General features: G+C 69.2%; 10 protein-coding genes and 1 pseudogene. 2 read left to right on the top strand and 9 right to left on the bottom strand.

The window, feature by feature from the left end:
- Window positions 1-106 precede the first annotated feature (106 nt).
- Entirely contained in the window at window positions 107-4,219 is a 4,113-nt protein-coding gene (locus ACFVYR_RS28985) for an AAA family ATPase (protein ID WP_384261779.1), read from the bottom strand.
- Window positions 4,220-5,074: 855 nt separating this feature from the next.
- Between ACFVYR_RS28985 and ACFVYR_RS28990 the strand changes: the two genes are divergently transcribed.
- Complete coding sequence (locus tag ACFVYR_RS28990) at window positions 5,075-5,512, top strand: spore-associated protein A (protein WP_384261845.1); 438 nt, start codon at window positions 5,075-5,077, stop codon at window positions 5,510-5,512.
- Between the two features lie 255 nt (window positions 5,513-5,767).
- Here ACFVYR_RS28990 and ACFVYR_RS28995 read toward each other — a convergent pair.
- From ACFVYR_RS28995 to ACFVYR_RS29015, 5 genes and pseudogenes are all read right to left on the bottom strand, one after another.
- Window positions 5,768-6,019: pseudogene (locus ACFVYR_RS28995) on the bottom strand (acyl-CoA desaturase); the annotation flags it as partial.
- A gap of 579 nt (window positions 6,020-6,598) precedes the next feature.
- A complete protein-coding gene (locus ACFVYR_RS29000) occupies window positions 6,599-7,456 on the bottom strand; it encodes a hypothetical protein (protein ID WP_384261781.1) in 858 nt (285 codons plus the stop codon).
- 445 nt (window positions 7,457-7,901) lie between these two features.
- Window positions 7,902-8,384 (bottom strand): hypothetical protein, encoded by a 483-nt coding sequence (locus ACFVYR_RS29005; protein WP_384261784.1) that lies wholly within the window; start codon window positions 8,382-8,384, stop codon window positions 7,902-7,904.
- Between the two features lie 629 nt (window positions 8,385-9,013).
- Window positions 9,014-9,169 carry a hypothetical protein gene (locus ACFVYR_RS29010; RefSeq protein WP_384261786.1) on the bottom strand — a complete coding sequence of 52 codons (156 nt, stop codon included), beginning with the start codon at window positions 9,167-9,169 and terminating at the stop codon, window positions 9,014-9,016.
- 123 nt (window positions 9,170-9,292) lie between these two features.
- Window positions 9,293-9,730: a hypothetical protein gene (locus tag ACFVYR_RS29015; RefSeq protein WP_384261787.1), complete on the bottom strand. Its 438-nt coding sequence runs from the start codon at window positions 9,728-9,730 to the stop codon at window positions 9,293-9,295.
- Window positions 9,731-9,905: 175 nt separating this feature from the next.
- Between ACFVYR_RS29015 and ACFVYR_RS29020 the strand changes: the two genes are divergently transcribed.
- Complete coding sequence (locus tag ACFVYR_RS29020) at window positions 9,906-10,949, top strand: phosphotransferase (protein WP_384261789.1); 1,044 nt, start codon at window positions 9,906-9,908, stop codon at window positions 10,947-10,949.
- Here ACFVYR_RS29020 and ACFVYR_RS29025 read toward each other — a convergent pair.
- From ACFVYR_RS29025 to ACFVYR_RS29035, 3 genes are read right to left on the bottom strand one after another with little or no spacing between them, the layout of a single operon-like run.
- Window positions 10,919-11,977 (bottom strand): glycosyltransferase, encoded by a 1,059-nt coding sequence (locus tag ACFVYR_RS29025; RefSeq protein WP_384261791.1) that lies wholly within the window; start codon window positions 11,975-11,977, stop codon window positions 10,919-10,921. The genes ACFVYR_RS29020 and ACFVYR_RS29025 overlap by 31 nt on opposite strands.
- Before the next feature lie 7 nt (window positions 11,978-11,984).
- Window positions 11,985-12,602, bottom strand: coding sequence for a dTMP kinase (locus ACFVYR_RS29030; protein WP_384261793.1), 618 nt, complete (start codon window positions 12,600-12,602; stop codon window positions 11,985-11,987).
- A complete protein-coding gene (locus ACFVYR_RS29035; protein WP_384261796.1) occupies window positions 12,599-13,507 on the bottom strand; it encodes a PIG-L family deacetylase in 909 nt (302 codons plus the stop codon). The genes ACFVYR_RS29030 and ACFVYR_RS29035 overlap by 4 nt, the downstream gene beginning before the upstream one ends.
- Window positions 13,508-13,514: the final 7 nt, after the last annotated feature.

The following is a 13,514-nucleotide window of genomic DNA, read 5'->3' on the forward strand; positions in this document are numbered from 1 at the left end:
AGTGCCGGAACCGCCCGCGGAGAAGGCCGGACAAGCGGAAGGCAAGCGGAAGGCAAGCGGAAGACAAGCGGAAGACGAGCGGAAACAGCCGCCTTCCAGGCCCTTCTTACCCGTCACACGGCGGCTCGTACGAGAGGCGCGAAAGATACTCATCCCATTTATCCCGCGTCAGAACACCCCGTGTGGTCGAGCAAATGCGGTTAACGGCCGCGTCGGTGTCCAAGTTCCACAGCCGGACCGTATCGGTGCCGCTCGACACCCCGAGCATGTGGCTTTGCGGGTTGAACGCCAGGAAACTGCCCGTCTTGGCGTTCGGACTCATCGACTGGCCGATGGCGGAGGCGTCGGAAGGATCGGCGACGTCCCAGAGCCGGACCGTGTTGTCGTTTCCACCGGTCGCCAGGGTGCGGCCGTCCTTGCTGTAGGTCAGCGACACGACCGCGTCGGTGTGGCCCGTCAGGAGGGCGGCCCGCCGCGGCGCCTCGCGCGGGTCGGAGAGGTCCCAGACGCGGACCGTGCCGTCGTCGCTCGCGCTCGCGATGGAGCGGCTGTCCGGGCTGAAGGCGACCCGGTTGACCGGACCCCGGTGCCCAGTGAGAGGCGCGCCGCGCCGGGTCGCGCGGGCCGGGTCGGTCACGTTCCACAGCCGGACGGTGCCGTCCGCGCTGCCGCTCGCGAGCGTCCGGCCGCCCTTGTCGAAGGCGAGGGAGTTGACGTACCCCTGATGGCCGGTGAGCGGCCGGCCGAGCCTGCGCAGGTGCGCCGGCGATGTGACGTCCCACAGCTGGATGGTGCGGTCGGTGTCGGCGGAGGCGAGGACCCGCCCGTCCGGGCTGAAGGCGAGGGCCGCCGCGAACCGGGTCCGCAGCGCGACGGGCGGCCCGTACGGGACGGCGTGCCGGGGGTCGGAGACGTTCCACAGCTGCACGGCGCGGTTGCCCGTGAGCACGGCGAGCGTACGGCCGTCGGGGGAGAAGACCGGCGCGCGCAGGTTCCCGCCGCGGGGCTCGAACGGTTTGCCCAGCGCCACCGGCCGGTCGGGGCGCGCCACGTCCCACAGCCGGATCTTCTCGTCGCTCGCGGCCGTGGCGAGCATCTTCCCGTCGGGTCGGAACGCCCCGACGCGGCCGAGCATGTCCGACGGCGGGATCGACCAGAGGCGGACCTTGTTGTCGCCGCTCCCGGTGGCGAGCGTGAGCCCGTCGGGGCTGAAGCCGAGGGAGTACATCTCCCCGCTGGTGCCCGCGAGCGGCTCGCCGACCTGCGAGGGGTGCGCCGGGTCGCGGACGTTCCACAGGCTGGCGGTGCTGTCCGCGCTGGCGGCCGCGAGCATGCTGCCCGCCTTGTTGAAGGCCACCGACCACAGGGGGCCGGTGTGGCCGGTGAGCGGGGTGCCGAGTGACTTCGCCCGGCGGGGGTCGGTGACGTTCCAGAGTCTGATCGTGCTGTCCGAACCGCCGCTGGCGAGCGTGGTCCCGTCAGGGCTGAACGCCACGGAGTGCACCGTGCTCGTGTGCCCGCGCAGCACGTTCTTGATCGGTTTCGCCCGGCGTGGATCGGCCGTGTTCCACAGTCTGATCGTGCCGTTGTCCCCACCGGCCGCGAGCGTCCGCCCGTCGGGGCTGAACGCCACGGAGCGTACGGCGGCCGTATGACCGGTCAGCGTGCCGATCGCCCTGGTGTGCGAGGGGCGGGTCACGTCCCAGAGCCGCACGGCGCTGTCCTCGTTTGCGGAGGCCAGCGTGCGCCCGTCCGGGCTGAAGGCGAGCAGGTAGATCGTGCCGCCGTGCCCGCGCACGGGCGCGCCGATGGGACGCGGGTGGCGGGGGTCCCGCACGTCCCACAGCCGCATCGTGCCGTCGTCCGAGGCACTGGCGAGGGTGTTGCCGTCCGGGCTGAAGACCGCGGTGCTCACCCAGCTCTTGTGGCCGGTCAGCGGCTTGCCCAGCGGTTTGGGGTGCTTCAGGTCGGACACGTCCCACAGCCGGACGGTCCGGTCGTAGCTGGCGGTGGCCAGGACCTTCCCGTTCTTGCTGAACGACGTGAGGTACACCGCGCCCTTGTGGCCGAGGAGCGGGGTGGCCAGCGGCGCGTTCACGATCGAGATCAGCCGGTTCCGGGTGGCCTCGTCGTCGGGCCGCAACCGGTGCGCCACCAGGTCGAGCTGGGCGGAGAGCGAGGGATCGGTGTGCTGGGCACGGTCGGCCTCCGCGACGACCTGCTGGAACACCGCGTCGTCGCGCTGCTGGCGGGCGACCACCGCCGAGACGACGGCCACCACCGCGAGGACGACCAGAGTGGCCACCGCGCCACGGGCGATCCAGACCGTACGCCGGCGCAGCCTGGCCGAAGCGGCGAGGAACTCCACCGCGCCCCGGGTCAGGAACGTGTCCCCGGCGGTCCTCGCCCAGGCGCGGGCCTGCTCCAGACGCGAGCCACGGTAGAGCAGCGCCGAATCGCGTTCGGAGTCCTCCCAGGCCTTGCCGTCCTCCTCCAGGCGCTGGCGCAGCAGGTTGTCGTTCCTGTCCTCGTCGATCCAGTCGCGCAGCCGGGGCCAGGCGTGCAGCAGCGCCTCGTGCGTGATCTCCACGGTCTCCGCGTCGAGGGTCACCAGCCGGGCGCGGACCAGCGCCTCCAGGGACTCCTCGGTCTTGTGCGGGTCCGTCGCCTCCTCCGCCAGCTGGCGGCGCGTCCCCCGGCGCCGGGTGTCCTGGGTGTCCTCGCCGAGCCGGACGAGGCGGAGCAGGAGCAGCCGCGCGGCCGTGCGGGCCGCCGGGTCGAGACCGGACCAGGCGCGCTCGGCGGTCGCCGCGACGGCCCCCTGGATCCCGCCCGCCGCACGGTACCCGGCAAGCGTCAGCCGTCCCGTCTTCCGCCGCTGCCAGGTGGCGAGCAGGGCGTGCGAGAGGAGCGGCAGCACGCCCGCGTCGTGCGCGCCGCGCGGCCCGTCCGTACTCACCTCCCGGATGATCAGCTCGGCAAGACCGGGTTCGAGCTCAAGCCCCACGGCCTTGGCGGGCCCGGCCACCGCCTTGCGCAGCTCCGTGGTGGTCAGCGGGCCGAGCACCATGTGCCGGTGCTGCAACGCGTCGGCGAGCTCGGGGTAGGCGAGGCACTCCTCGTAGAAGTCGGCGCGTATCCCGAGGACGACGAGGGCGGCGGCGCACGGCCGCTGCTGCCGCTGCTCACCCGCCGCGTCGCTCTCCTCGCCGGTTGGGTGGACGCCGGTTGGGTGGACGCCGGACGGGTGGACGCGGGGCTGCCGGTCACCGGGTTGGCAGACGGCGTGCAGCAACCGGACGAAGACGCGCCTGTCCGACTCGTCCGGACAGAGGGTGAAGGTCTCCTCGAACTGGTCGATGATGAGGACGGGCCGGGTACGCGCGGCACCCGAGCGGCGCTCCGCCCAGGCGGCGACGCCCTCCCGCACCGCCCGCACGAACTGCTCCGAGCCGGACCCGACGTCGTCCTTCGCCGCTTCGGCCCTGGCCGCCGCGACGGCGGGAGCGAGTTCGGGAACGTGGCGGACCAGCGCGGCGACGGGATCGCTCCCGGGCACGAGCTGAAGCACGGGCCCGGTGGCCGCCCCCTCCTCCCCACCCAGCGTGCCGTTTTCGAGAGTGGGTACGAGACCGGCGTTGAGGAGGGAGGACTTTCCGGCCCCGGAGGCGCCCACGAGCATGACGAGGCCACCCGTTTCCTCGGCCGCGCGGAGCTGGGCCACGAGGGCCTCCGTGCTCCGTTCCCGGCCGAAGAACCACTGGGCGTCCTGCTGGCGGTACGAGGCGAGGCCCCGGTACGGGCACACGCCGGGGGAGGCCGCGGCCTCGGCCGCGACACCGCCCTCGTCCTCCTCGCCGCCGGAGGCGCGCTCGCCGACCGGGTCGGCCACGGCGCGCTCCCAGAGCCGGTGCCACTGGGCCATGTCGTACAGGCCCGCGGAGACCGGAGCGGGCCGCTCGCGCCGCGCCTCGGGGATCAGGACATGCAGCACCGCGGCGAGGGCGGCGAACTGGGCAGGCACGTTCTTGGCCCGCCGCCAGTCGCTGATCCGCTGGGCGGACACGCGTACGGGACGCCCGCGCTCGTCGACCCGCTGCAGCCGCACGACCGCTTCGGCGACGCGTTTGAGGGGCGGGTTGCCGGCCTCCTTGTACAGGAGCGCGAGACGTTCCGCGAAGCTTGTGCGTGCCCCTGAGTCGGAACTCAAGGCCTCCACCCCTTACTTCCGCCGCACCTGGACATCCGGACCGGAAAACTCACTTTATACGGCTGACCTGCGGAGAAGGCGTCCGGACAGGACGCGAACCTCCTCCGGAAGGGCTGCAACTGGCAGGATCTCGTCGCAGTAGCGAACCAACCACGCAGCGTCCGGGCAGGTCACCGGCTCAGGGCCCACAGAGGCGGCACAAGCCACCGATCGTTCTGAGCCCGCCTTGCGTCGGAGACACGACGGACGCGTCGCGTGGGCTCGAAGGAACAGCGCAGTCGGCCATACCGGGACCGCTTTCACATTCGAACGCGAATCCTGACTTTCCCCGATCCGCGCCGATACGCAGTTGCACGGCGTTCGGCGCTGTACGCGTCGATCGGTGCCGGTCCCCACGAGGGGAGGGACCGGCACCGATACGACGCGTTCTGTCGTTGAGGGGGCTGCATGTCGGACGACTCTCCGCACCCGGCGCGTACTCCGGCCGACTCCGCCCTGCGTCAAGGGCCCAGCAAGCGATATGACACAGGCTCTGAGGCCCTGCCCGGTGCGCTGGTGGTTCGAAGGGGAGCACCGCGCGTCGCGGCTGGGAGGAGTACGCCGATCAGCGGGCCTGGCTCCGGCGGAAGGCGGTGCCCGGACCACCGTCCGGTGTGGCGGTTGGGGACCGCTGTGAGGCCTGGTGCAAGGGCGTACCGATGCCGGGGGTGCGGAGCACGGGGGTGCAACTGGCACGGGCTTCGGCTGTGTCCCTCCAGGCAAGAGCGCCATCGGGGGAGCCGTCGGCAGGACGTGACGGGTTTCAGGCGGCGCGCCGGGCGACGGTTTCGAGGAGGGCACGTGGAACACCGGGGATACATCCGGATGGCGGGGGCTGCCGTGGCACTGGCGGCCGGTGGCGTCATGGTCACGGCCACCGGGGCGGCAGCCGCCCCCGTGGGCGGGTCGGCAGCCGCCTCGCCCACGGCCGTGGCCGCGTACAACAAGGCGTGCGGCACCGGCTACAAGGTCGTGAACCAGATCAACATAGGGACGGCGGGGACTTCCTACCTGACCTACAACTCCGCGACGGGAAAGAACTGTGCCGTGACCATTCGCCGCACAGCGGGTCCTGCCGTCCACATGTACGTCTGGGTCCAGCGGGACGACACCAGGGACTACGCCGACGACGACGGCTACTACCGGTCGTACGCGGGACCGGTCTACCTCAGCGCCAGAGGCCACTGCGTTTCCTGGGGCGGCGTGATCGCCGACGAGTCAGCCGGCAGGAACGGCACCAACTGCGGCCGGATCGCCCGGTGACCACGCTCCCCTGCCGGCTGGTGGCTCTCGCCGGCAGGGGAGGGGGCGCCGGATGTCGTAGCGGCGTACCGCCTCGATCCACCGCGTCTCCCCTTCCTGTTCCCGCTCAGGCGACTCCCTGCCTTCCGTCCTGTTCGTCGTCCGGCCTGCTCCGCGCCTTGTGCGCCTTGTGCGTCTTGCGCTGATCACTCGGGCCGCCGGGTGCGGGCGCCGTACGCGGGGAGAGCCCGCAAGCCGCCTGCGTACAGCGGGGCTTCAGGTGCGGCGAGCGGCGATGCGGTGGCGAGCGGCGATGCGGTCAGGAGTGGGCCAGCGGACGTCCCGTACCCACCCGAGCAGTTCGAGGAGACGGATGACGGCGGCGGAGGGGTCGAGCTGGCCGCGCTCGACGCCGTGGCGGGCACTGGTGGGGTCGGCGTGGTGGAGGTTGTGCCAGCTCTCGCCGAAGGAGAGCAGGGCCAGGGGCCACAGGTTGGTGGCCCGGTCGTGGCGCCGGGTGGGGAAGGGGGTGGCTCTGTTGGTCCTGCGCCGGGGGCGGAGGCGTCCGCGCCCACCGTCCCGGTGGTCGCGGCGGGAACGGACGGCGGCTGGTGGACCGCTGCCGGGTTGCGACCGCGCCGGGCTGTGGGCGCCGCGGCGGCCGGGGAGAGGACGGCTGTACTGGTGCAGGGCGAGCCGTTCGGCGTGCTGGCAGTTGAGGAGGTGGATCACGAATGCTCCCAGAGCGATCAGCTCCCGCCCGACCGAGGATGACGAGACGACCCGTCGGTATCCCAGAACCTGCGCGATCGTGAGCGTCAGAACGATGCGTCGTGATCTGCGCATGCCAGTGATGCTGCCATGGGTATCGGGACGCGGACGGGGGTTCGTGCGATCGGCACCTCGTGCGGTGCGAAGAGCGCAGCAGATGCAGCCGAGGTGCACACCAAAATCGCATCAGGGGGCGTGCCCGCCAGCCGACATCTCGGCTACAGGATTCACTGCGTCTGTGCGGTATTTGGGAAAGAACAGTACTGGGGGTAGTGGGTTTCGCAGGTGGGGGAGGATCTCACCGTTCCTCATGACAGGCCACTCGGCATGACGGCCCTACTCGACCTCTTCCACGACCTTCTCCCCGAAGCGCCAGTATCCCCGGTTCCCAAAGGCTTCCGCACGCAAGCCCTCCTCGCGCGAGATCTGGGCCGCCCGCTGCTGCGTCATGCCCGGGTAGTTGCCTGGGGAGACCCGGATGTATCCACGTCGGTCGAACTTTCGTGCCCGTAGTACATCGCGGAGTCGCTGCTCCTGCTCAGGAGTGGGAGCGCTGGCGGTCTTCCTCTTCCAGAAGGGCGCCCGGTCCTTCTTGCCCTTGTCCGCGCGAAAGGCCGTCCATCCCACGGCTGCCAGACACACCGCGACGGCACCGACCACGCCAAGAAGATCACCAGTAGTGCTCGTCTCGCCGGGGGTTTGTGGTGCCAGTTTGCCCTCTGGGTCCTCGACTACGGTGATGGTCTGTCCGACATCGAACCGGTCACTGTCGCTCTTGAGTTCCGGTCCTGGCACGGCGATCCCGTCCTGGCGCTGGACCAGCTTGTGATACCAGGTCTTGTCGCCGCGTGAGCCAGTTTCCACCCGCTCCTGCATGACGACGGCCTCGACTGTGTGCCCGCGCTGCTGTAGGACCAGGTCGTCCCACACTGCGGAGCCGATGTAGAAGGACAGTCCGGACACGAGTAGGACGAACGCCCCTGCGGAGCATCCGGCTTCGACGCCTCCGAGGCGGGCGAGGAGGACCAGCAGGCCGACCGCGTACACCACCCACAGCAGCGGTGCGAAGCCGATGGTGTTGGCGCCGGCGACCAGGCCAACGGTCCCGGCTATCACATAGACGGCAGCCGCGGCCGCGAGCCAGAGCTGGCGTCCCTTGCTGCGTGGCTTGGCGTGCTGTTCGGTGTCGTTCATCGTTTCCTGGCCTATTCTTCTGGCCTTCTCGTACGTCTCCGTCAGCTCGCCGTCGGCTGTGCGGCGTCGTCGGGTTCGTCTTCTGCGGCCACGCGGTGCCTAAGAACAGGGCGTCCAGGGGGTCGATGTCATGGAACCAAGTTTGGTCGTCCCCCTCCAACTACGCCGTGCCCAGAGCTCCGTAACCGAACGCGTACGCTCCTGCCAGGCTGACTTTGCCTGGGGAGTTGGTGCGCATCAGCCGCCCCAGAGCGGCTTCAGCTTCGGCGCGCGGGTCTGTAGGTGTTGGCACAGGTGTCCGTGCTGGCCTGTGCTGTCCTGCTGACCGCTGCTCACGCTTCTTTCGAGATGCCCGCCCCATATGTACCCTCCTTGCGGTCAGCCTGCCGTAGGTACGAGGTCCGCGGACGGTTTTTCGGAAGGTTGCTGCCCTTGCTGCAGGCGCTCAGATGCCGAGACTCTTCCGTCGCACCCTCAGTGAGTAGGACGTACCTTCGGGGCCACTGCTGCTGCCCCACCCAACGCTGGTCGCGATGGCCCAACCCCGCTGCTCCTGCATCTGGCTCGCGAAGGTGCCCAAGTCACGGATCTCGCATCCGCATGTCAGCTTGAGCCGGATGCTGATGTACGGACTCCGGGGATTGGGGTTGCGGTCCGTCGCCTCGGTCCACTCCACGGCGTGGACGTGTTCCTCCAGGCCGGTCCGGTTCTGGTCGTGCTTGATCCCCTGTGCTTGGGCGTACTCGTCGAGGTCGTCGATCACGAACAGGTGGCTCGACCACTCACCGGGCCAGACGGCGAACAGCCGTGACTTTCCGGCGACGGCGCGCTCGTAGGCGGCCCGATCGTCGCCATGAGTGACTCTGCCGTCATCATGAACCTCGATGTAGCAGGTGGTACGCGCGGTGTACGGAAAGTCGATTCCCACTGCTGCTGCACTTCTCGGCTCCACTGGCCCCCCTGGTTGGCTCGGTTCCAACCGTGCCGGTCTTGGGGCCGCCGATTCACGAACGTGCATACGGCGGTCCCTGTTAGGCACCTCGCCGTAAGGGAGGAGAGTAGGTGCCGCTGGGAGAAGCCCACCAAGATCTTCTCCCAGATTTCTCCCAAACGATCTCCGGAGACACAGAAAGGGCCTGACCCTCAGAGAGGATCAGGCCCTTGACCTGGTGTTTCAGCTGTCGGGGTGGCGGGATTTGAACCCACGACCTCTTCGTCCCGAATGAGGTTCGGCCGTTGACCTTGCCTGCGCAGATGGCATTTCCCCAGGTCAGGAGCATGGTCTCGATCGGTCTTGCGTGGTGTGGAAGGGGCTTGGGGAGCGAGTCGGCTCCCAAACGGCTCCCAGATCGGAGTTGTTCCGTGAACTTCATGGGGCAGAGGTGCGCTCCACCGCGCTGACCGCGTCCGTCCTGTGCCGCCCGTCCGCACCCGCACCGCTCACGCGAGCACGCCGTCTGCCCGATGTCAGGATTCGGGCTTCAGCTGTTTCTGGGCTTCCTCCCCCGCGATTCCGGAGGCCGCCAGGGAGAGCCCTGACCTGTCAGTGGCGGGCGGTCAGCGTTCCGCGCGGCCGATCAGCGTTCCGATGTGACCCGGTGTGGGTGCGTCGACCTCGTGGACGTCGGCCCGGGTGAACCCGGCCTGCACGAGGTCTCGGCGTTCAGCCAGGAGCGCCTTGCGTTCTGTTGGCGACAGGTCGTTGATGGACATGCGGACATCCTGATGCACCGGCTGGCTGGAGCGACAGACCTTTATGGTCCGCTCGCTCCAAGGCTCAGCCGATTGCTCGATGGAGGCGGATAGACGATCGAGGTCTGCGGGACCAGGTTCTTGTCAGACGGAGGCTCTCGCGTCTACACCGGTGCGGGCGGAAGAAGCCTGCTCCGCCTCCACGACGCAGCGCAGGAAGGGGGCAAAGGCAGCGTCCCCCATCTGGACACGGGCGGCTTCCAGAATGATTGCGGCCCAGCCCAAGTCAGCCTGCTCCCAGCTCTCCCCGAACTCCTTACGGAGGGCAGTGTCTCGGCAGAGGGGATAGCTCGACATGGTCTTCGGGTCGGTGTATCGAACGTGAGCCGTCAGTGCGCTGCTCGCGATCCGCGCGAAGACGTCATGACCGGTCAGTTGACTGACGGTGCCCAGCAGAGCTCGTGCTGCTTCTGCGTCCTTGGGGAAGGGCACCCAGTCGTCCTCGTTAGCGGTGGGGGCTGAGTAGAGGCGAGACAGGCGGCGGTCGAGTTCGTGCCGGTAGTGGAGGTCGTGGAGGTCCATGCGCGCATGGCTACCTGCTGTCGCGCTGGACGACGTGGAGGACCAGGCGTCACGCCTCCTGGTTCACCGGTTCGGCCGACGATGGTGACTGCTGGTCGTCAGGGGGGATCGCCCGCCGCTAGGCATGTCGTGAACCTTGCTTCTGGGGATGCCGTCGCGACGTATCGTCCTTTACGTGACTGATGCGACCGCGATGGACAGGACTGATATCCCCGGCAGCGTCTTCGCTGAGCTGACCAGCGCTTTTGGCCTCGGGGCAATGCGAGAGAAGCGCTACCTAGCCGATGGGCTGATGAACGCGAACTGGAAGGTGGACACCGCAGGCGGGGCGTTCGCTCTCAAGCGCGTCACCGATGTGTCGCTCGATCGGCTGGTGCGCAACCTTGGGGTGTTGGATGCGCTGGCCGGCGAGGGCATCCCGGTCAGCGCTCCCATCCCCACCGTCTCCGGTGCCTTGGTGGCCGAGGTCGACGGTGGTGTCTGGTGCCTCTTCCCCTGGGCGGCCGGGAGTCACCTTCGTGGGGTGGACCTCAGCCTGTCCCAGGCCGCTTCCTTGGGGACGCACCTGGGGCGTCTCCACGTAGGGCTCGACCTGGCCTGCGTCAGCGGTCTGCTTCCTGTGGTGCCTGAGACGGTGGCCTCCGAGGTGGCGACGCCGGAGCGAGCGGTGGAGAAGTCGGAACGGTTGTCCGGACTGCTGGAGGACAAGGGGGCCGGCGCCGCTTTCGATACGGCGGCAGCGGCGGCCCTGGAGCAGCGACGTACGCTGATCGGCAAGTACGCCGACCGACGCCCACAGGGCGAGGCCCCTGGTGGCAGGCATGGGTGGACGCATGGTGACGTCCAGTACCGGAATCTGCTGTGGGCCGGCGGCGAGCTGACCGCCATCCTCGACTGGGACCGCGTCGGCATCCGGCCTTACGCCGAAGAGGTCGCGCGGACGGCCCAGGTGCAGTTCGGAGTGGACGGGGTGTTCGATCTCGACCGGGTGTCGGCGTTCGTCGGTGGATATCGGTCGGTGGTGCCGCTGGAGGCGTCCGCGCTGCTGGACGGCCTGCGGCGGTTGTGGTGGAAGCGGATGACGGACTTCTGGCAGTTGGAGTTCCACTACGACCGCGGTGACTTCTCCTTCGACGAACTCTTCACCGCGGACGAGGCGTTGCTGCACTGGTGGACGGAGCGGCTCGATCAGGTCGAGGGCGCGTTCGTCGCGGGGTAGATCCCGAGCACTGCGAGTTCCGGCAGCTTGGGGCCGGAGAAGCGTGCCGCGTGGCGCTGGGCTTGGTTGCCCAGGGTGCGGTGGTCGGCGGTGTTGATCGCGTGCGCCCAGGCCCGTGGGTCTGCGGTGTGGGGGAGGACGATCCCGTGAGGGCCGATCGCTTCCGGGATGCCGCCTCGGTCGCTGCCGATGCTCGGGGTGCCGTGCAGCGCGGCTTCGACGATCACGCGGGGGAACGCGTCCTCCACGGTGGACGGCACCAGCAGCAGGCGGTGACTTCGGTAGAGGGTGTCCATGTCGTAGGTGCGGGGGACGTAGGTCACGTTCGGGCAGGCGGCGAACTCGGCGGCGGTGTTCCACCAGCCTTCGACCAGCGTGAAGTGCTGGTCGGGCATTACACGGATGATCTCGTGCAGGAGGGCGGAACCCTTCGCCGGGATTGGGTTGACCATCAGCAGCGACCCGGTTCGTGGCACGTTCGTCCCCTGTGGGGGCTGTACGAACGGCGGCTGGAGGACTCCGAGGCGAGTGCCGTCGTACTGGGGTGCGCGACCGAGTACGAACTCCGATACGGCCAGGCCGTATTGAGGGCGTCCAGCCAGGACCCCGAGCCCGGTCTTCGAGACGGAGTGCAGGATGCCTGTGACGAGGGCTGCAGGACGGGCTTGCTCGGCGAGGTCGGCCGCACCCTCTTGAGAGGTGAATACGACGTCGGGGCGCAGGCCAGCCAGCAACTCGTGGAGGGCGGAGGTGATCCCCTCCTGCGGTACGGCGATGCAGTCCACATCGTTCCATCGGTAGCGGAGCCCTCTCTGGTCCTCCTCGTACGGGGAGCGGTGTGCGTCGAGGAGGCTGCGCAACTGGGGGAGTTGCGTGGTCTGGTCCCAGGGGGCCTGGTGTGAGCCCAGGTAGACGACCTGCCAGCCTGCGGCGGCGAATTCCTCGGCCAGGAGCTGCTGGGTGACTTCAGCGCCGCCGATGAGGAGCGGTGGCGGAGTGCGGCGCCAGGCGAAGAGGACGGTGGGCACGGAAGGATCACCCCATCCAGAATGAGACGAGAGCCTCGACCGTGTGGGCAATGTCGTCCCTGCTGGCGTCGGCAGGGAGCACCGTGACCTCGCGGGACACCGGGGGCTGCGCGCGGGCGTGGAAGTAGTCGCGGGTACGGGTGAGGAAGGTGGGCTCGTGCAGGAAGTAGTTGGGCTCGGCAGCCGTATGGCCTGCGGTCTTGCGACGTAGGCCGAGTGCCTCGGCGGGTACGTCGAGGTACAGCGTGTGGTCGGGGCGTAGGTGAGGGAGCGCTTGGAGCCGGTCGCGCAGCTGGTGCTGGACGGCGTACCCGAACAAGGCGTCGAGGGCGTGGGCGTGCGCGAGCAGAGTGTCGACGGAACGGTCGAGGATCACGAAGGGCTTCGCGGCGCTGAGGGCCGTGCAGACGCGTTCCTCCTCGACGGCCATGAACGTCTCGAAGGCAGCGACCTGTTCGTCGGCAGACGCGGTGTGAGCCGGGGGCACGGTGCCCTGGCGGCCGAGCTGCTTGACGTAGCAGTCCGCGATGTAGGCCCGGTCTTCAAAGCCACGGTCGCGCAGGTGTCGTACCGCCGTCGACTTTCCGGCGTACGACGGCCCTTCGAGGGCGATGACGACGGTCACAGCGACTCCGCCCGGTAGAAGCGCTCCGCGTACGTGCCGGAGTTGCCCAGGAGGTCGGCGGCGACGGTCCAGGCGTGCCGGATCGGCCGGTACATCTTCTGGGCTGGGTACATCTGCGAGCCATGCATCCGCAGGACAGTGCACTTGTCGAGGACCACCGAGGTGATGTCGACCAGCGAGGGCACAAGCACCGCCTGTGTACGGGAGCGGTAGAGGTGCTGGTCGCAGCCCGCGAGCGCATATGTGGACCAGAACGCCAGGTCCTCCCAGAACCAGCGGCAGCCCAGGCGGACTGCGGCCTCGTGCACGAGCAGATGGTCGGGATGGCGGGTGACGGCGGCCGGGGCGAGGAGTTCGGCCTCGGGATGGGCGGCGACGATCGTGCGAATTTGCTCCGTGATCTGGTCGAGGCGGTCCTCGTCGTACGGGCGATACGGAGGTTCCACGTCCTTGTGGCCGAGGGCAAGGCGAGTCGCGCCGAGCGCAGCCAGGGCGGCGGCGCCTTCGCGGTCGCGGAGGTGGGAGACGGCGGACTCGGTGCTGTAGGCGTCTTCGAGGGTGGGGTGGACGCTGGTGGAGCGGGTGAAGACCGTGGCCAAGGCGAGCGGGCGGGGGTCGGCAAGGAAGGTGCCGGAGGCCGAGAGGGCGAAGTCGTCGTGGTGCGGTTCGAGGGCGAGGACGGGGCGGCCGGCGGGGCGGCGCAGCTCGATGAAGTGGGGCTGGCCGCTGTGCGGGGCCAGCAACTCGATGACGTTGTGGTCATGCGCACGGTGACGGGTGACAAGCTGGTCGGTCCACTCACGGTGGGCGTGATCGAGGTCGTCGGAGAAGGTGTAGATCCCCGTTGCGTCCGGCACCGGCAGGACGATCGGATGTGCGAGGGCGGTTGTGGCTGTGGCGTTCATCGGGGGC

It is taken from the genome of Streptomyces sp. NPDC058284 (genome assembly GCF_042881135.1).
Lineage (GTDB): Bacteria > Actinomycetota > Actinomycetes > Streptomycetales > Streptomycetaceae > Streptomyces.